Origin of the sequence: Alkalibacterium sp. 20 (assembly GCF_001885615.1) — a bacterium.
Classification (GTDB): domain Bacteria; phylum Bacillota; class Bacilli; order Lactobacillales; family Carnobacteriaceae_A; genus Alkalibacterium.
The window spans coordinates 41,232-60,162 of the sequence record NZ_LSRN01000013.1 but is presented as its reverse complement, the minus strand read 5'-3'; the positions used below and the strand labels follow the sequence as shown (position 1 = coordinate 60,162).

Here is an 18,931-nt window from a genome sequence, read left to right as displayed (position 1 = left end):
ACTCGGGTCTCGTTTTAGTCAAAGAACTAATGAACACCTTCGGTTTTTCTGATACAGCGGACCGACTGCTCCATATCAAGGATAATCGAGCTTATCATACGCATGATAATTTAGACATACTCGAACAACTTATTATGCAGCTAATTGCTGGCTACTCTGCCGATTCCGCTGCTAATCTACTAAGACAAGACCCCGTCTTTCAAGCGATTCTGGGAAGAAAGCAGCTCGCTTCGCAACCCTCACTGTCTCGTTTTTTAGATCGTTTTTCCGTAGAGAATATCTATCAGCTTCAGTCACTGAATCAGGCACTTATTGACAAAGCACGCCTCATACGCAATGACACTGACTTAATCATTGATCTAGATTCAACGCATTCCGATACTTACGGACATCAAGAAGAAACGGATTATAATGGACACTATCAAACATATGGCTATCACCCTTTAGTGGCTTTTGATGGCTTCACGGGTGATTTCTTAAAAGCTGAACTTCGTTCAGGCAATCAGTATACGTCTAAAGGCGTCAAAGCGTTCCTTGAGCCGCTGTTAGATCACTACACCCACTCGTTACCGTGCAGTGAATTAATTGTTCGTGGAGATAGTGGCTTCGCTACACCTGATTTGTATGAGTCCTGTGAATCCCATAATGTCTACTACGTTATTCGCTTAAAAAGCAATCGAAAACTCGGTCAAATAGCCGAAGGCTACGTTCGTTACGGAGATAACCATCTGTGGGAAGAAAAAGAAGTTCGCTATCATTCCACGACGTATCAAGCACAAAAATGGACTAAAGCACGTCGCATATGCATTCGTTCAACACGTGAAGCAGGCGAGCTACTCTTTCGTCATGAATGCATTGTCACGAATCTTTCAAGCACGACGTCTTCAGATCAAATTTTCTCATTATATGCGAAGCGGGGAACTATGGAAAACTTTATCAAAGAAGCGAAAGCCGGCTTTTACTTTGATAAGACTGATAGCCCACGCTTTATAGAGAATCACGTTAGGATGATGATCAGTGTCCTGGCTTACAATCTGGTCAACTTCTTGAAAACCATCGGGTTTAAAGCAAACGACAAAGGAATGACGATTCACACCATCCGTCTTAAATTTCTGAAAGTCGCTGGTAAGCTGGTGAAAACAGGTAGACGCCTATATCTTAAGCTGTCGAGCTATCATGTCTATCAAACTGACTTTTATGCCATCTTTGAGCGCCTTAGGCGGTCTAGCCAATGGATATAGGTTAAGAGACAACTGAATTTTTCGACTTGACAGATTCTTTAGGAGAAGTCTGCCCTAAAAAGATTAACAGTTAACTAAACGGACACTTTACCACTGAAATAATAGTGTCTAAGGTCAAATTTTTTAAATAAACTGAACGGACTAGCAATTTAGCTGATTTTTTAAAAAAATGAACGGTTAGTTTAGAGCTATGAATTATTCAGGTTAATTAATAGCTTATAAAATATATAGTATATTAATTCAATAATAATTACTATATCTTTGTCGCATTTTTGTCACATTTTTTTATAATTCTCTATTGTTATTAGATTAATTATAAACACTTTTAGAAGTTTTTTACCCGTAATTAAATAAGATTCTACATACATGACTTTATGTCACTTCATGTATTGGTAATTTTATAAAATAGCAGTTTTTTCTTTGGGTGTAATCCCATATTTTGAAATTAAGAGAACTAACAGGAATAGAAAACAAGCAATAGCTGTATTGTTGCTTGTAAGGTTAGTTGACGGAAATAATTGCAGGAATATTAATACATTTAATATAAATGCTAGTAAAAATTCAGCCATATATAAGGAGATATTAACTTTGATCATTAAATTAAAAAATATTATTGAAAATGAAGATTCTCGTAACCCATACACTGACATTGAGCTTGCAGAAATGTTAGACACCTTTAGAGAAAATATTACTATTTTAAGAATTGAAGCAAACATTCAAGATTCAAGAATCCGAAGAAAGAAATTACTGGAGTTTGAAATCATAGCTATTTTAACAGAACAACCAACGCTATCTGAAAGAAAACTAACAGAAAAATTAAACGAATCTGGTTTTGTTATTACACGTTCTGCAGTGAGCAAGTATAGAAAAGAAGCCCAAGAAAAAGTGTTAGTTCCAGAAAATTCAAATCCAAAAATAGAAGAAGACCCGTTTGAGGGATTGATAGGATTCAACGAAAGTTTGAAGACACAAATTAATCAAGCTAAAGCTTCTATACTTTACCCTCCAATGGGCTTACATACTCTGATTGTTGGTCCATCTGGTTCTGGTAAAAGTTTTATTGCACAAAAAATGTACGAATACAGCAAAATAACAAAAAACTTCAAAGATAACGCTCACTTCGAAATATTTAACTGCGCAGATTATGCAGAAAACCCTCAATTATTACTTTCTCAACTTTTTGGTTATGTAAAAGGAGCTTTTACAGGAGCAACTGAAGATAAAAAGGGTCTTGTCGAAATATGTGATGGTGGAATCTTATTCTTGGATGAAATTCATCGTTTGCCACCTGAAGGACAAGAAATTTTATTTTATCTCTTAGATCAAAATTTATACAGAAGATTAGGAGAAACTGAATTGACAAGAAAAAGTAAGTTGCTTTTAATCGGAGCAACTACAGAAGATCCGGCCAGAACTTTATTGCTAACATTTAGAAGAAGGATCCCTATAAATATAGAAATGCCAAGTTATCACGAGAGAACCATCAGTGAAAAATTCGACTTTATAAAAGTGTTTTTTAAAAATGAAAGTAAGCGTGTAAATAAACCGTTTAGGATAAAAAGGGATGTCATAAAATCTCTGCTATCTTATTCATGTAAAGGAAATATAGGACAGTTAAAAAGTGATATACAAGCAACTTCTGCAAAAGGATTTCTTCATGCAACAATAAATCAACAAAGTAAAATTAGTATCCATTTTCAAGATTTACCTAAGCCAATCATTGAAGAAATCATTGTAAAAAATGATTTTAATGAAGAAGTTTATTCTTTTAGTCAAAACGATTTAATTGTCAATGAGAGTGATAGTAAGAAAAGCGAAGAACTGAAAGTAGCTTCAGCATCGATACAAACTGAGACGATTTATGATTTCATTGAGAACACGTATCAGACAATGAAACTAGAGGATTATGAAGAAAATAAAATAAGCTCCATTTTAAGTGAAAGAATTGAAGGGGAGATGGAACGTCTTTCCACACTGAGCTATAAAAAAGAAAGCGATTATGAAATACTAAAAAACATTATTGGTTCTAGACTCTTAGAAACAACAAAGAAAGGCTTTAAAATTGCAACTGCTTATTTTGAAAATTTAGACAACAAGTTAATTTTCCCACTTTCTATTCACTTAAATTCTGCCATTAATAGATTTCTATCTAATAAAGAAACAATAAACCCAAATTTAGAAAAGATAAAAAATGAGTACAAGGAAGAATTTAAAGTGGGTACCCTTATTAAAGAACTTGTTGATAGAGAATACAATATAAGTTTGCCTCAAGATGAAATCGGGTTTATCGCGATGTATCTTAAGCATTTTAAAGGTCTATTACAAAGTGAAAATATAAAAATAGGCATTGTTGTACTTTCTCACGGAAACGTCGCAAAAGGCATGGTAGAGGTAGCGAATAAATTATTAGGTGTAAATCATGCCGTTGGATTAGAAATGGATTTAACAGATTCTCCGGACTTAATGTTAGAAAAAACAATACCAATAGTGAAAAATGCTGATCAAGGAAAAGGCGTTCTTATATTAGCTGATATGGGATCGTTAATACTATTTGGTGATATTATTGCAGCAAGAACAGGTGTCTCGGTTCGAGTAGTTGGAAGAGTCGATACACTAATGGTAATAGAATCTGTTAGGCGTTCTCTGCTACCTGAAGACACCTTGGATAAATTGGCTAATGAAATTGATTCAAAGCAATTTTTAACTGGAAGTACTATCATTTCGCCGATAGAAAGAGAAAAGATAATCGTAACCTTGTGTTTAACCGGCGAAGGAGCAGCCAAGGTACTGAAAAATTACATTGAAACATCAATTATTAATTATATAGATGAGATTAAGGTTCTTCCCATTGGTTTTTTAACTAAAGAAGAAACCTCTGTAACCTTAGACAAAATTAGGCATTCTAACGAAATTATAGCAATAGTAGGAACGATTAATCCAAATTATAATGATGTGCCTTTTGTATCAGCTGAAGAGCTCCTAAATAAAAGCAATAAGTTGCAACATATTATAAATAATAAAGGAAAAACTTACAGAGAGAACACACTGAAAAAATATATAGAGGTAGATTTAGTTCATATCGAGAATGAGTTTGTTACAAAGAATGACGTTCTTGATAAGATGACAAAAAAATTAATAAAAGAAGGAAAAGTAACAAACGATTATATTCTAAGTATCTACAAAAGAGAAACGATGGGTAACACTTTTTTGGAAGGTGGGGTAGCTATTCCACATGGTGAAAGTAAGTATATTACAAAACCAGCCATCTCAATCACAAAACTAGCCACACCTATTTTATGGGAAAGTAACCAATATGTGACTTTTGTTTTTCTTCTTGCTTTGACTGAAGATAATGGGAAAGAAATAGAAGATTTATACAAAATCCTCTATAAGGACAACGTTTTCCAACTGCTTGAAGAGGCTACTACAAAAGAAGAGGTTCATTCTATTTTAACCGATATAACACTATGAGCCAAAAGTTGGCACGGTACTTGCATGTATATAAGTAACAGAGGAGGCGGAAAAATGGAAAACAACTTTCCAAAAGTTACTATTATCTTACGTGGGTATAATTACGAACAGGTTAAAACGGTTATGGATGTTTTAAAAGGTAAGCATGATCACTATGCACTTGAAATTACATTGAATTCACCAGATGTTCTTACAACAATTAACAAGATATCAAAAGAGTATGGAAATAATTTTTATATAGGTGCTGGGACTGTATTGTCTTTAGAAGATGCAACTAATGCTATAGATGCCGGAGCTCAATTTATATTATCTCCTATCAAACTAAGTAAAGAGATTTTAGAAATGTGCAAACAAAAAAACATTTTAAGTATACCTGGAGCAATGACACCAACAGAAGTAATGGAACTTAAAATGAATGGTGCAGATATTATAAAAATCTTTCCAGCGAACACGGTTGGAAAGAAATTTTTCAACGATATTCAAGCTCCGTTGGGAAAACTTCCTTTAATGGCTGTTGGAGGAGTTACTTTAGATAATACGGTTAGCTTCTTTGAAAATGGTGCTGATTATGTAGGTATAGCTTCAGGGATTTTTAATAAAGAAGATGTTTTAACTCAAAACATTAAAGGACTAAAAGAATCTTTATTGTTATTTGAAAATAAAGTTTTTAAATAACAGCAAATTTTTAGAATTAAAGGAAAGGAGTGGAGGCACAGATGAAATTGAAGCTCGATAAAAATTTAGTCTTTATTGATTTAGACTTTGAAAAAAAAGAAGACATCTTGAATTTTTTGTCGAATAAGTTACTTGAACATGATTATGTTAAACCAGAATATCCAAAAGCCATTATAGAGAGAGAAAAAATATACCCTACTGGCTTGCCTTCCTTAGGTGTAAATATTGCTATTCCTCATGCAGATAATGAGTTAGTTCATAAAACATCTATTGCTATCGGTATGCTAAAAAATTCTGCGAAGTTTTGTTCAATGGAAAATATTGAAAAAGAGTTAGATGTAAAGATTGTTATGATGTTAGCCATAAAAGAAGCACATGGTCAGATAGAAATGTTGCAAAAAGTTGTCTCAATTATTCAAAATGATACATTAACAAGAGAAATTACGAAAATGACAGATAAAAATAAAGTATTAACTATGTTAGAACCATACTTAAATTAAAAATAGCAGGAGGAATTTATTATGAAAAGAGTATTAGTAGCTTGTGGAAACGGAATTGCAACATCAACTGTGGTAGCTTCAAAAATAAGAGATTATGCTGAAAAAGAAGGAGTAGATATTAAAACTGAACAATGTAAATTGATGGAGGTTCCTGGAAAAGGAGATAATTATGATTTAGTTGTAACAACTGGTCAATTTGGCGGACAGGTTAATACACCTGTTGTAGCCGGTTTATCTTTATTAACTGGGATTGGTAAAGAAGAGACTTTAAAAGAAATTATAAGTTATTTAAAATAAAAAATTGATTCAGGAGGAAATACTATGTGGAATGCAGTAATGTCAGGATTTGATTGGCTTATTGGAGCTGGGCCAACAGTAATGTTACCCGTTATTATTACCGTTATTGGGTTATTTTTTGGTTTAAAATTAGGAAAAGCATTTAAATCTGGTTTGACATTAGGAATTGGTTTTGCTGGGATCAGATTACTGCTAGATTACATGGCCGCAAACTTAGGTCCTGCTTCTCAAGCGATGGTAGATAATATTGGAATAAACTTAGATGTATTAGATGTAGGTTGGGGCTCTATTGCGGCTGTTACTTGGTCTTCTCCTATCATTGTGTTTCTTGTACTTTCAATATTTGCAGTTAATATCATTATGCTGTTGACTAAAACAACCAATACATTAGATGTTGATATCTGGAATTATCATCATATGGCAATTGTTGGAATAATGGTTCATTATGTTACAACAAACATTTGGCTTGGTATTGGAGCCTCAGTTGTAATGGCAATTACAACCTTTAAGATAGCAGATTGGTCTCAACCAATGATTGAAAAATTCTTTGGTATACCTGGAGTTTCATTACCAACAGTATCAGCAACTTCAACATTAGTGCTTGCTTGGCCTTTAAATTGGTTGTTAGATAGAATTCCTGGCATAAATAAAATTAATGTCACTCTTAAAGATGTTCAAAAATATCTTGGGTTTTTCGGAGATCAGATGGTTTTAGGTTTAATATTAGGTTCGGCTATTGGATTATTAGGTGGGTACGATATTACCACATCATTGCAATTAGGTGTAAGTATGGCTGCTGTATTGGTTATTATTCCTAAAATGACTTCTTTATTCGTTGAAGGATTAATGCCCATTTCAGAAGCGGCGCAAGACTGGTCTCAGAAGAAATTTAAAGACAGAAAATTATTTATCGGTTTAGATGCAGCGGTTGTAGTAGGAAATCAAGATGTAATTACTACTGCATTAATTTTAATTCCTTTAACTATTGGACTTGCATTTATTCTACCAGGGAATAGAATGTTACCTTTTGCTGACTTAGCGATTATTCCTTTTAGAATTGCTTTAGTCGTTGCTCTTACAAGAGGAAATTTCTTCAAAAATATCATTATTGGATTAACAACTAGTGCAGCTATTTTATATGCAGGTACAATTACAGCCCCTATTCTTACAGAGCTTGCAGGTTCAGTGGGTATTGAGGTAGCGGTTGCAGGTAGCGCTCTATTAATCTCATCATTTTCAGCAACTAGCTTAACGCATAGTTTCTTAGTATTCTTTGCTTTTGTTGGTCCATTACTAGTAACACTGCCTGTCATGATTTTTATCATAGCAATTTTCTGGTATTACTTTGAAGTTATGAAGCCTAACACGAGACAAGCTAGAGAACAGAGAGAAAAAAATGAAATGGAAATAGAAGAACAAGCTATATGATTATTAAATGGAGGGTGAACAATGAAAATTACAGATGTTAAAGTCTACAAAATTAAGCCACGCTGGATTTTTATAAAGATAAGTACAGATGAAGGTATCGAAGGTTGGGGAGAAATGATTTCTGGTACAAAAACAGAAACAGTTGTCTCTGGAGCATATGAAATGGGTAAAAGAATTATTGGTCGTAATCCGTTTGAGATTGAAAGATTGTGGCAAGAACTTCACCGCTCATTTTTTAGAGGCGGACCAATAAATGGAACGATTGTATCTGGTATAGAGATGGCTTTATGGGATATCAAGGGTAAGTATTTTAATGTTCCCGTTTACGAGTTATTAGGTGGGGCTGCACGTGACAACATTAAAGTGTATTCTTGGATCGGTGGCGATAGACCTGAAGATGTAGTTACTGAAGCAATGGATCGTTACGACAGAGGATTTAGAGCTGTGAAAATGAACGCAACTCAAGAATTACATTACATCGATTCATTTAAAGAAGTACAAAAAGTAGTAGATAGGGTTGCTTCAATACGCGAAAAATTAGGATATGAAATGGAAGTTGCTGTGGATTTTCATGGCAGAGTCCATAAAGGAATGGCAAAAGTATTAGCTAAAGAACTTGAACCATTGAAACCTATGTTTTTAGAAGAGGTTGTTTTGCCAGAAAACGAGGAAGCTTTCTCTGAGATTGCACGCCATGTAGCTACACCATTAGCAACTGGAGAACGGTTATATACTAGATGGGCATTTAAAAATATCTTCAAACAAGGAAGTATAGATATTATTCAACCAGATGTTGCTTTAGTTGGTGGTATTTTAGAAACTAAAAAAATAGCAGCAATGGCTGAAGCTTACGATGTAGCTGTTGCACCACATGCACCATATGGGCCGATTGCATTAGCTGCAACGTTACAAGTTGACGCTTGTACGCCAAATGTTTTTATTCAAGAGCAAAGTTTAGGAATTCATTATAATAAAGGATTTGATTTATTAGATTTCGTTCATAACAAAGAAGTTTTTCAATATAAAGATGGCTTCGTTGATCTTCCGTCTAAACCTGGTCTTGGTTTAGAATTAAATGAAGACCTGATTGAAGAAATTTCTCAAGAAGGACTAGTCTGGACAAATCCTCAATGGAAACACTATGATGGTACTATAGCTGAATGGTAGTCTAAAATATTTTAAAAAGAGACTGAGAAGTTTAGATTTCTCGGTCTCTTTTTGTAGATTACATTTATGATAACGCTTGCATAAAGAAGAGTATGATGATATTGTAAATTTTTTCATTGACTAAACTATAACCACATTAAAGACAGAAATGTGTTGAAAAAAATAAAGATCTTTCTAACTTATCAGTAATATCGGTACCTACTTTTCAGAGTTTCAATTTTTTGAAAAAAAGTAGAAAAAGATACCAAAAGATTAAAACAATTATTAAAGAATTAGATTCTCATCTTAATAAATTACATCGTTCTTTCTGTTAGTTACATACGATGCGGAAGATAAAGTGAATAATTCTTTTATATTATGATTTTAGGTAATATTCAAGAAAACCGTTCAAAAAAACAGAATATATAATTAATTTCCTAGAGGTTATAATTGTATGAAAACTATTTTACTAAAATAAGAAAGAGGAAATACATTCGACTTAAAAGCAGATTATTATTGATACCAATTTCACTTCTAATTCATTGCTATATAGCGCTAGCGATTGCGCTATATAGCAATGAATTAGAAGTAAAATTGATTACGACTGTCGCAGGAAATACTGGATTGGACTACGTCACCTAAAATGCGCTAAAGTTGCTTGGATTTTTTGGCAAAGATATTCCTGTGGCCAAGGGCTTAGATGCACCCTTAATTAGAGACATCAAGAATGCCAGTCGTGTTCATGGCGAAACAGGTATGGAAGGATATGATTTTAAAAAACCAACGAATCATTTCTTATTAAAAGAACATGCGAGAAATCATCTTAAATAGCGAAGACCCTATCACAATTGTAGCGATTGGGCCGCTGACCAATATCGCGATGCACTTAAAAATGTGTCCAGAAACGAAATCAAAGAAGTCATTTTTATGGGGGTTCTCTTACTAGAGGAAATAGCGGAATCTTGTCTGAATTCAATATTGGCTTTGATCCGGAAGCGGCCAAAACTATGTTTGATTCAGTTGAGCCGACTGTGATGGTAGGCTTAAAAGTCTTAGTTTACCCAGAAGATAGTCAAAAGATAAAAGCGATGAATAAAGTTGGAGAAATGTTTTATGGTTTATTTAAAAGATATCGAGGAGGGAGCACGGAGACTGGTTTAACTATGTACGACAGTACAGCGATTCATACAAATACAGACAACGTTCATGTTAATGTGGCTACAGTAGAAAAAAATAATACTTGTAAAAGAAAAATTTATCCTGTTTTAAAAAAGAGTAATCCTATAAAGAATCTATTACATTTATGTATATATACTCTTTTTTTACTTTTAAAATAGATTTTAAGAGAATCTATGAATTACCCGGATATTACTAAATATAAAGAGTTTAAACTGACAGTCTTTTATTATAAAATACTGTACGATTAGAGTATGGTTAAATAAAACGATTATAGCGGTTATTCCGACAAGCACGAACGAATACACCTGACGAGCCTTTATGAACTAGAAGTAAAGGAAATAATCTGCATACTTAAAAAAATTACAAAAGGAGAGGTTATTATGACAACATTTAAATTTGGAGCAATGCCTAAGAAGACAATTGATATTGATGAGGATGGCAATGTTAATGTAACGGGCAAAGTTTATGTTAATGGTGAATTCAATATTAGTGAGATTAAGGTTGTTTATGTAAAGAAGGCCAGTATTGCTGAACATGGAAATTGTTTTCTTTCATTCACTGGAGAACCTATAGCTAATCCTGTAATATTTTCAAATGGATTTATTTACACACGTAAACAGGAAGAAGACTTGAATAAATTTCTTGAACTACTTCAAGAAAAAAACGAAGAAATTACAGTTGATACAGTAAGTGGGTTTGGAGTACAGCAAGTACAGCAAGCACAGAAAGTCAAAAAAGAAAAAGTCAATAAACATGCTCTGAAGTGTCCTAAGTGCAAATCAACCAATGTAGTGTTTATGGATAACAACAAAAAAGGCTTCTCAGTTGGTAAAGCGGTTGTAGGTGGAGCCTTAACTGGTGGTATTGGTACACTTGCAGGTTTTGCAGGTAAAAAAGGCAAAGACAGATGGCACTGTAATGATTGCGGAAACGTATTTCAGAAGAAATAAAGGAGGTTAAATCATGATGAAACAAAAGTTACCATAAACTACTGTTATTGGTAACCTGGTTACGGTGTACGATTAGGGTGTACCCATAATCGACACATGACGTGTATTGATTTTACTGTGTTTATAGTGTAGATTATAAGTGTCGATTAAATGATTTCGGAATGAGGGATAATATGAAAGTTGGTTATGCACGAGTATCTACAACGGAACAAAATTTGGACCGACAATTAGAAGCACTAGAAAATGCTGGAGCAGAAAAATTATTTCAAGAAAAAATATCGGGGAAAAATACGATAGACAGAGTAGAGCTAAAAGAAGCGCTACAATTTCTACGAGAAAAAGATATACTAATAGTAGAATCATTGGATCGTTTAGGACGAAATTATGATGATATTATTCAAATAGTTCAAGAACTCGATCAGAAAGAAATTGGATTAATGGTTTTAAACTTACCAATTCTAAATCAAGAATTAGGAGATCCTAATTTACAAAAACTGATTCGCAATATGATTGTCCAGTTACTTTCTTGGACAGCAGAGAACGAGCGAGAAGAGATAAAGCGGAAGCAGCAACAAGGAATCGAAATTGCAAAGAAAAAAGGATATTATAAGGGAAGACCTTTGAAATATTCTGCGAACGCAATTAATCCTAAAGATCGAATGACCTATCAGGTGATTGTAAGTAAATTACAACTTGATGAACCAATTAAAAAAATTGCAGAAGAAACAGGTGTAACACGTGATACAGTCTATCGTATTAAGAAAGAACTGGAAATACAAAAGAAAATAGAGTAAAGAGGAGTAAATTACATAATGGCAGAAAAAATAGAAAAAAATTCGAAAACACTTTACCAAGCACTTTGGAATTCAGCAGATATTTTACGCTCAAAAATGGACGCAAATGAATATAAGAGTTATTTATTAGGATTGGTCTTTTATAAATACCTCTCTGATAATATGCTTCGCTATGTATCTGTTTTATTAGAAGAACCGACAGAAGATTTAGAAATAGCCCAAAATCTATATGTAAAAGCTTGTCAAGATAGTGATATCAAAGAAGATTTGTTAGATGAATTACAAGATGAGTTTTCTTATACGATTGAACCACAATTAACCTTCACGGCTCAAATTACTGCTATCCATGATGGCTCTTTTCAATTAGAGGACCTAGTTCAAGGTTTCCGTGATATTGAACAATCGAGTGAGATATTCGAGAATCTTTTTGAAGATATTGACTTATATTCTAAAAAATTAGGAACAACACCTCAAAAGCAAAATCAAACAATTTCTGATGTTATGAAAGAATTATCTATTTTAAATATGGCAGGACATGCAGGCGATGTATTAGGGGACGCTTATGAGTACTTAATCGGTCAATTTGCTTCTGAATCAGGTAAAAAAGCAGGAGAATTTTATACGCCACAACCGGTTGCAAAACTAATGACTCAAATTGTGCTTCAAGGAAAAGAAAATCAAAAAGGATTTTCTGTTTATGACCCAACAATGGGTTCAGGCTCTTTGTTGTTGAATGCAAAAAAATACTCTATTGAACCAGGTACGATTTCTTACTTTGGCCAAGAATTAAATACGTCTACGTATAACTTAGCTCGTATGAATATGATCCTTCATGGTGTATCAACTGCAAACCAACAATTGCATAATGCAGATACCTTAGATCAAGATTGGCCAACGGAAGAACCAACAAACTTTGACGCCGTTCTAATGAATCCCCCGTATTCTGCAAATTGGTCTGCTGATAAAGGATTCTTAGAAGATGTCCGCTATTCAACTTACGGCGTCTTAGCACCGAAATCAAAAGCAGACTTTGCATTCTTACTACACGGTTTCTATCACTTAAAAGATACAGGTGTCATGACTATTGTTTTACCTCATGGCGTTCTTTTTAGAGGAGGAGCTGAAGGTAAGATTAGAAAAAGTTTACTAGATAATGGTGCTATTGATACGGTCATTGGCTTACCGGCTAATATCTTTTTTAACACATCAATTCCAACTACGGTTATTGTTTTGAAAAAAGATCGTCCAACAAAAGACGTTTTATTTATCGACGCTTCTCAGGGATTTGAGAAAGCAAAAAACCAAAATACGTTAACAGATGAACACATCGATATTATATTAGAAGCTTTCAGTAAACGTGAAAATATAGAAAAGTATGCTTACGTAGCTCAATTTGAAGAGATGGTAGAAAATGACTACAACTTAAATATTCCGAGATACGTTGATACGTTTGAAGAAGAAGAAGAGATTCCATTAGAAACAATTTCTACAAACATTCAACAAACTAAAAAAGATTTAAATAATGCAGAAAATAAATTGCTTGGTATGCTAACAGAATTGCATGGAACAACAGAAGAAGCAGATAAAGAACTGCATGAATTTATTTCGCAATTGGTGAACAGTGGTGATAAAAATGAATAAAGAAAAGTTAACTCCTAATATTAGGTTTGGTGGATTTAATGCGGATTGGAAAAAATGTAATCTAGGAGATGGGGCAGTTAGAATTGGTGACGGACTTCACGGTACTCCTCAATATTCTGAGACAGGTAAGGTAGCATTTATAAACGGGAATAATCTAGTAAATGGAAAGATTATTATCACTAAAAAAACAAAATTTGTACAAGAAGAACAACAATCAAAAAAAGATAAATTATTGAATAATGATACAATATTAATATCAATAAACGGCACTATAGGTAATTTAGCTTATTATGCTGGCGAAAACGTTATGTTAGGAAAGAGTACTTCTTTTTTAGAAGTTACTAAATTTGATAAAAAATTTATGTATCAATTACTACAAACAAACAAAATCAAAAATTATTTTTTTAGTAACCTTACGGGTTCAACTATCAAGAATCTAGGATTGAATACCATAAGAGAAACACCTTGTTTTGTTCCATTATCAGAAGAACAAATAAAGCTAGGATTATTTTTCAGTAAAATGGATAATATTATCACGCTCGAGCAACAACTTCTCAAAGACCATAAGCAACTTAAAAAAGCTATGTTGCAAAAGATGTTTCCACAAAAAGGAGAAACCGTTCCAAGAGTAAGATTTGCTGGATTTACTGATAATTGGGAACAACGTAAGTTAAGTGAACTCGCATCTCATAGAGGTGGAACCGCTATCGAAAAACATTTTTCTGAATCAGGAAAGTACAAAGTGATTTCCATAGGAAGTTATGGAACTGAAAGTAAATATGTAGACCAAGGTATCCGTGTTATGTCAAATGAAGTTACAAGTAAAAGAATTGTTAGAAAAAATGAGCTAACCATGGTTTTAAATGACAAAACGGCAAATGGTACCATTATCGGAAGAAGCTTACTTATTGAATCGGATGATGAATTTATAATTAATCAAAGAACAGAAATAATTTCTCCAAAAAATTTATTTGACCCGAAATTCGCTTATGTAGTTTTAAATCACCCCTTCAGAGAAAAAGTTAAAAAAATTGTTCAAGGTGGTACTCAAATTTATGTAAACTATTCTGCAGTTGAAAATTTAACAATAACAATTCCTTTAAAAGAAGAGCAAGAAAAAATAGGAGATTTCTTCAAACAATTAGATGAGACTATTAATTTGCATCAAAAGAAACTAGAAACCTATCAAGAACTGAAGAAAGCTATGCTACAAAAGATGTTCGTTTAAGACTAAAGAAATGGGGGGAGTGTATGGCTATCACGTTTACTTCTGAATCAGAGTTGGAACAAAATCTCATTAACCAATTGATCAGCGGTGAGTCGCAATGGACCTATCGGAAAGATCTAAACACAGAAGATAAATTATGGGTAAACTTTCGAGAAAAACTCGAACGCAACAACAAAGATATCTTAAATGAAGTGAACCTGACGGAACAAGAATTCCGTCAGGTTCAAAACCAATTGAAATTTGCTAACTTCTACGAAGCGTCTAAATGGTTAGCGGGTGAAAATGGGATTGCAAAAGTCCAAGTGCAACGAGAAGATGCGTCGCTTGGAACGGTTCGTTTAAGAGTCTTAAATCGTGCTGATATTGCTGGAGGAATGTCTTCTTATGAAGTCATTAATCAATTTACAAGCTTTAAACAGAGCACAGATGATCGAGATCGCCGTTTTGATATCACGTTAATGATCAATGGGTTGCCATTGATTCATATTGAACTAAAAAATAGAGCCCATTCTTATATGGAAGCTTTTCGTCAAATTAAGAAATACCTCGTCCAAGGTAAATTTACCGGTATTTTTTCAGTACTTCAAATGTTTATTGTGTCGAACGGCAGTGACACACGCTACATAGCTGCAGCACAAGATACAAAGCTGAATGAACAATTTTTAACGACTTGGGTTGATTCAGAGAATGGGCCAGTCACCAGTTACTTAGAGTTTGCTCAACAGGTTTTATCTATTCCGCAAGCACATAAAATGATTACGCAATATACCGTCATTGACAGCAATAAAAAGGCGTTAATCTTATTAAGACCCTATCAAATTCATGCGATAGAAGCAGTTAAAGCCGCTTCTAAACGACAAGAGTCGGGTTATGTTTGGCATACAACCGGTTCAGGTAAAACATTAACGTCTTACAAGACAGCTCGTAACTTGCTTCAAATTCCTTCATTAGACAAAACGATTTTTGTTGTTGACCGGGTGGATTTGGACCAACAAACGACGTCTTCCTTTACCTCATATGCCGAACACGATGTGATTGAAATCGATGAGACAGACAACGTAAAAGATTTAATCAAGAAATTGCTTTCAGCTGACCGTACGGTTGTAGTCACGACGATCCAAAAATTAAACCACGTCATGAAACGCTTTGAAGGAAAAGAAGACACACCCAGATACAAAAAGTTAAAAAAACTGCGTCTCGCTTTTGTAGTAGATGAATGCCATCGGGCAGTATCGCCACAAAAGAAAAAAGAAATTGAACGCTTTTTCTCTCATCCTCTTTGGTATGGGTATACAGGAACGCCTATTTTTGCTGAAAACGCCAAACAAGCAGTGGGGAACTTAGCTCGTACAACGGAAGAACAATATGGTCACAGACTACATGAATACACGGTTAAAGAAGCCATTCATGATAAAGCGGTCCTTGGATTCCAAATTGAATACAAGAGTACGTTCTCAGACGATGAATTAGATGATATCGTCTTACAAGTAGACCCAGATGCAGAACTATCAGCGCTAACGGAACTAAAAAAGGAAGCTAAAATTCCGAAATCCGTTTATGAAGATGAAAAACATATGCTGGAAGTGATTCATTCTATTCTAAACAAATCTGGACGCAAATTAGGCTTTCAAAATGGTTCAGGGAAAACATATGATGCGATCCTAACCACGTCTTCTATTGCGCAAGCCCAACGGTATTATTCTTTATTTAAAGAAGTTGTTGCTGGAGAAAAAGCGATTAGTATTAGTGAGAAGACCAGAAGTAAACTACCCGACTTTCCAAAAATAGCGATCACCTATTCTATTTCTGAAAACGAGGAAACATCGGTTATCAACCAAGACATGATGGAAGAAGCCATTAAAGATTACAATGCTTTATTTGATACGAATTTCTCAGTTGAAACCATGCGTGCTTACAACAAGAACGTGAATGATCGTCTAGCACGTAAACAAGAAAAGTACCTCTTTAGAAAAGAACAACTGGATCTCGTCATTGTAGTCGATCGTTTATTGACGGGCTTTGACGCACCATGTTTGTCGACTTTATTTATTGACCGTGCACCCATGCAACCACATAATCTGATCCAAGCTTTTTCACGCACGAATCGTTTATTTGACCGTCCCAAACACTTCGGTCAAGTGGTCACGTTCCAAACACCTGCAACCTATGAAGAAAAAGTAACCGATGCCCTTGTCTTGTATTCTAATGGTGGTGAGAACGACTTGTTAGCACCTGTATTTGAAGAGGCTCAAAAGGACTTTAAGCAAGCTTTAGAGGCATTGAGACAATTAGCTGTTCATCCTGAATCAGTTGATGAATTAAATGACGGGCAGAAAAAGAAATTTGCAAAAGCGTATCAGAGTTTGGATAAGGCTTATGCGGCAATCCAGCTCTACACAGAATATGACGATTCTGAATTAGAAACAGACTATCAGATCACACATGATGAAATTGAAGAGTTTCATGGGAAATATATCAATGTCATAGAAGAGATCAAACCTGAGATAATTGAAGATGAGAAAATTGAAATGGATATTGAGTATGAACTAGAATCTGTCAAAACAGAGGATATCAATTACGAGTACATCTTACTCTTAATTCAGGCATTGGTTCCAGATTATATCGAATCAGAAGTTAGTCCAACATTAGAGTCGGATTCAGAAGAAATTGATACTTATATCAATGATTTGAAACGAATCAATCCTAAACTTGCGGAACTAATGGAGCAGTTATGGAACGATATACAAGAAGAACCAGAAAGTTATCGTGGCAAACAAGTCTCTAGTCTATTGGAAGAGATGATTCAAGAAGCCATAGCTTATCAAGTGAACCGCCTTTCAAAAGAGTGGGCTATAGAAGAAAGCTCATTAGCCTTTTACGTTAATCACTATAATATTAAAAAACAAAAACAAAATGGAGAGTCAGAACTGAAGCATACAAGCGATTATGAAAGCTATAAAACCAATACAGAAAACCCAGCCAGACGATTAACGTATTGGAAAGAAACAAAAGAAGCCATCACAGATATGATTCATGAAGATATTTTACCTTTACGTAGATCATAGAGGATGACTTAAGAATATATGAGAGGAACACGTCTGATTACAATTAAGTAAAAGTGTTCCTCAATCAATACAAAAGGTTTTTTAATGACAGAACGGTTGGAAATTTCAAAACTTATAAAGTTTAGGAGTAATAAAATGATATGTTAAAAACAACTGCTCTTCTTTTTACTTTCTACGTCACTATTGTTAGGAGCAGGTAGTTCCCAAACAGACGTGATTGAAACAACAGATACTTCAAGTATAGAGACAATGGCAGAAAGTATTCAGGTAGAAAAAAGTGTTGTATCAGAAGAGATAGAGAGTATAGAAGAAGTAGACTCTTCTACATCCTCCATATTTCCTTCGGAGAAAGCGGAAGAACCCATTGAGGAAGTTGTTCAGACTGAAGATGACAAGACTGATGATTCGATAGACGGTTACAAGATAATTATTGTCGACGGTGGCAGTTTGTCTGGATACAGGGAACCAAACGTACGTGTAAATATTGGTTTTGAAAACCGTGAGTATCGGGGTTTCACTAATGAATATGGACAACTTGTACGTGTTATAGCAGATGAGATTATCCTCCAAGATGATGATACAGAACCTGTTAAGTCCAATGGCCGGTATTACTGTGATGAAGCAAAAGTCCCTGGGGTCGAAAACTCTAATCTTGATGAAGGACACGTTATTGCGGATTCTTTGGGTGGGGTATCCAATGCCTACAATATTACTCCGCAAGATAGCGTGCTAAATAGGCACGGTGATCAAGCTTATAAGGAACGAAATATTCGTCAAGCAGTGGAGCAACAAACTTTGAGGCGATTATTACTTATCCTGACACCGAAACGCAGATACCAAGTAAATACAAATATACGATTCTCGGCAATGACGTTGTTGATGAATACGCGAATGGAAATCCTGATGAGTACAACAAAGAAGAAGGCTTAACAACAAGTAATTCAAACGAAGTTGTAACTTCTCCCGAAAGTTCCGTTGTAGAACCAGAAAAACCCGGTGAAGATCTTTCTGCAGTGGATACAAATAATAATGGAATGGTGACCATCAAAGAAGCCAGAGATGCTGGATTCTCTATGCCTATAAGAAGAGGGCATTGGCTTTATGAATACATGCGTGGCAACGATGGGGACGGAATGATCGGAGAATAATAAACAGATGTTTTTTTCTTAAACTCTGTTTAATAAAGAAAAAGATAGTAATTTTAAGTAACCAAGTAATTTTTTTATAGGCAGGCCTTTTATCCATTTATTAGTGGATAGAAGGCCTGCCTTATTTGTAAAGGTATTTGGTAATGATTTAGGAAATATGTTTTGGTA

Annotated in this window: 15 protein-coding genes and 1 pseudogene; all 16 read left to right on the top strand. The window is 34.4% G+C overall.

Features of this window, described 5'->3' with window-relative positions:
• Positions 1–1,241, top strand: a 1,241-nt coding sequence (locus AX762_RS02100; protein WP_071847514.1) for an IS1380 family transposase, incomplete at its 5' end; no start/stop codon positions are given.
• Positions 1,242–1,829: 588 nt separating this feature from the next.
• Positions 1,830–4,712: a sigma 54-interacting transcriptional regulator gene (locus tag AX762_RS02095; RefSeq protein ID WP_071847507.1), complete on the top strand. Its 2,883-nt coding sequence runs from the start codon at positions 1,830–1,832 to the stop codon at positions 4,710–4,712.
• A 54-nt stretch (positions 4,713–4,766) separates the two neighbouring features.
• Positions 4,767–5,387 (top strand): bifunctional 4-hydroxy-2-oxoglutarate aldolase/2-dehydro-3-deoxy-phosphogluconate aldolase, encoded by a 621-nt coding sequence (locus tag AX762_RS02090; protein ID WP_071847506.1) that lies wholly within the window; start codon positions 4,767–4,769, stop codon positions 5,385–5,387.
• Between the two features lie 41 nt (positions 5,388–5,428).
• The gene (locus AX762_RS02085; RefSeq protein ID WP_071847505.1) at positions 5,429–5,887 is read left to right on the top strand and encodes a PTS sugar transporter subunit IIA; all 459 of its coding nucleotides are present in this window, start codon (positions 5,429–5,431) and stop codon (positions 5,885–5,887) included.
• 21 nt (positions 5,888–5,908) lie between these two features.
• Positions 5,909–6,184 carry a PTS sugar transporter subunit IIB gene (locus AX762_RS02080; RefSeq protein ID WP_034549847.1) on the top strand — a complete coding sequence of 92 codons (276 nt, stop codon included), beginning with the start codon at positions 5,909–5,911 and terminating at the stop codon, positions 6,182–6,184.
• A 24-nt stretch (positions 6,185–6,208) separates the two neighbouring features.
• Positions 6,209–7,612, top strand: coding sequence for a PTS galactitol transporter subunit IIC (locus AX762_RS02075; protein WP_256244354.1), 1,404 nt, complete (start codon positions 6,209–6,211; stop codon positions 7,610–7,612).
• Between the two features lie 21 nt (positions 7,613–7,633).
• Positions 7,634–8,779, top strand: a complete 1,146-nt coding sequence (gene dgoD / locus AX762_RS02070) for a galactonate dehydratase (RefSeq protein ID WP_071847504.1) — start codon at positions 7,634–7,636, stop codon at positions 8,777–8,779.
• A 633-nt stretch (positions 8,780–9,412) separates the two neighbouring features.
• Entirely contained in the window at positions 9,413–9,589 is a 177-nt protein-coding gene (locus AX762_RS12935; RefSeq protein WP_371261622.1) for a hypothetical protein, read from the top strand.
• Between the two features lie 95 nt (positions 9,590–9,684).
• Positions 9,685–10,095, top strand: a pseudogene (locus tag AX762_RS12930) (nucleoside hydrolase); the annotation flags it as partial.
• A gap of 222 nt (positions 10,096–10,317) precedes the next feature.
• Complete coding sequence (locus AX762_RS02055; RefSeq protein ID WP_071847502.1) at positions 10,318–10,887, top strand: hypothetical protein; 570 nt, start codon at positions 10,318–10,320, stop codon at positions 10,885–10,887.
• A gap of 173 nt (positions 10,888–11,060) precedes the next feature.
• Positions 11,061–11,681 (top strand): recombinase family protein, encoded by a 621-nt coding sequence (locus AX762_RS02050; RefSeq protein WP_071847501.1) that lies wholly within the window; start codon positions 11,061–11,063, stop codon positions 11,679–11,681.
• A gap of 18 nt (positions 11,682–11,699) precedes the next feature.
• Positions 11,700–13,322, top strand: a complete 1,623-nt coding sequence (locus AX762_RS02045) for a type I restriction-modification system subunit M (protein ID WP_071847500.1) — start codon at positions 11,700–11,702, stop codon at positions 13,320–13,322.
• Positions 13,315–14,550 (top strand): restriction endonuclease subunit S, encoded by a 1,236-nt coding sequence (locus AX762_RS02040; RefSeq protein WP_071847512.1) that lies wholly within the window; start codon positions 13,315–13,317, stop codon positions 14,548–14,550. Before AX762_RS02045 ends, AX762_RS02040 begins: the two co-directional genes overlap by 8 nt.
• Before the next feature lie 23 nt (positions 14,551–14,573).
• Positions 14,574–17,615 carry a type I restriction endonuclease subunit R gene (locus tag AX762_RS02035; RefSeq protein WP_071847499.1) on the top strand — a complete coding sequence of 1,014 codons (3,042 nt, stop codon included), beginning with the start codon at positions 14,574–14,576 and terminating at the stop codon, positions 17,613–17,615.
• 213 nt (positions 17,616–17,828) lie between these two features.
• Entirely contained in the window at positions 17,829–18,545 is a 717-nt protein-coding gene (locus AX762_RS02030) for a DNA/RNA non-specific endonuclease (protein WP_256244353.1), read from the top strand.
• 83 nt (positions 18,546–18,628) lie between these two features.
• Positions 18,629–18,763, top strand: a complete 135-nt coding sequence (locus AX762_RS13055; RefSeq protein WP_256244352.1) for a hypothetical protein — start codon at positions 18,629–18,631, stop codon at positions 18,761–18,763.
• Positions 18,764–18,931 lie beyond the last annotated feature (168 nt).

What these genes read in the sequence shown, in the direction of transcription:
- AX762_RS02090 (WP_071847506.1), top strand. Translation starts at nt 4,767, where the DNA reads ATGGAAAACAACTTTCCAAAAGTTACTATTATCTTACGTGGGTATAAT.
- AX762_RS02085 (WP_071847505.1), top strand. Translation starts at nt 5,429, where the DNA reads ATGAAATTGAAGCTCGATAAAAATTTAGTCTTTATTGATTTAGACTTT.
- AX762_RS02080 (WP_034549847.1), top strand. Translation starts at nt 5,909, where the DNA reads ATGAAAAGAGTATTAGTAGCTTGTGGAAACGGAATTGCAACATCAACT.
- AX762_RS02075 (WP_256244354.1), top strand. Translation starts at nt 6,209, where the DNA reads ATGTGGAATGCAGTAATGTCAGGATTTGATTGGCTTATTGGAGCTGGG.
- dgoD (WP_071847504.1), top strand. Translation starts at nt 7,634, where the DNA reads ATGAAAATTACAGATGTTAAAGTCTACAAAATTAAGCCACGCTGGATT.
- AX762_RS02055 (WP_071847502.1), top strand. Translation starts at nt 10,318, where the DNA reads ATGACAACATTTAAATTTGGAGCAATGCCTAAGAAGACAATTGATATT.
- AX762_RS02050 (WP_071847501.1), top strand. Translation starts at nt 11,061, where the DNA reads ATGAAAGTTGGTTATGCACGAGTATCTACAACGGAACAAAATTTGGAC.
- AX762_RS02045 (WP_071847500.1), top strand. Translation starts at nt 11,700, where the DNA reads ATGGCAGAAAAAATAGAAAAAAATTCGAAAACACTTTACCAAGCACTT.
- AX762_RS02040 (WP_071847512.1), top strand. Translation starts at nt 13,315, where the DNA reads ATGAATAAAGAAAAGTTAACTCCTAATATTAGGTTTGGTGGATTTAAT.
- AX762_RS02035 (WP_071847499.1), top strand. Translation starts at nt 14,574, where the DNA reads ATGGCTATCACGTTTACTTCTGAATCAGAGTTGGAACAAAATCTCATT.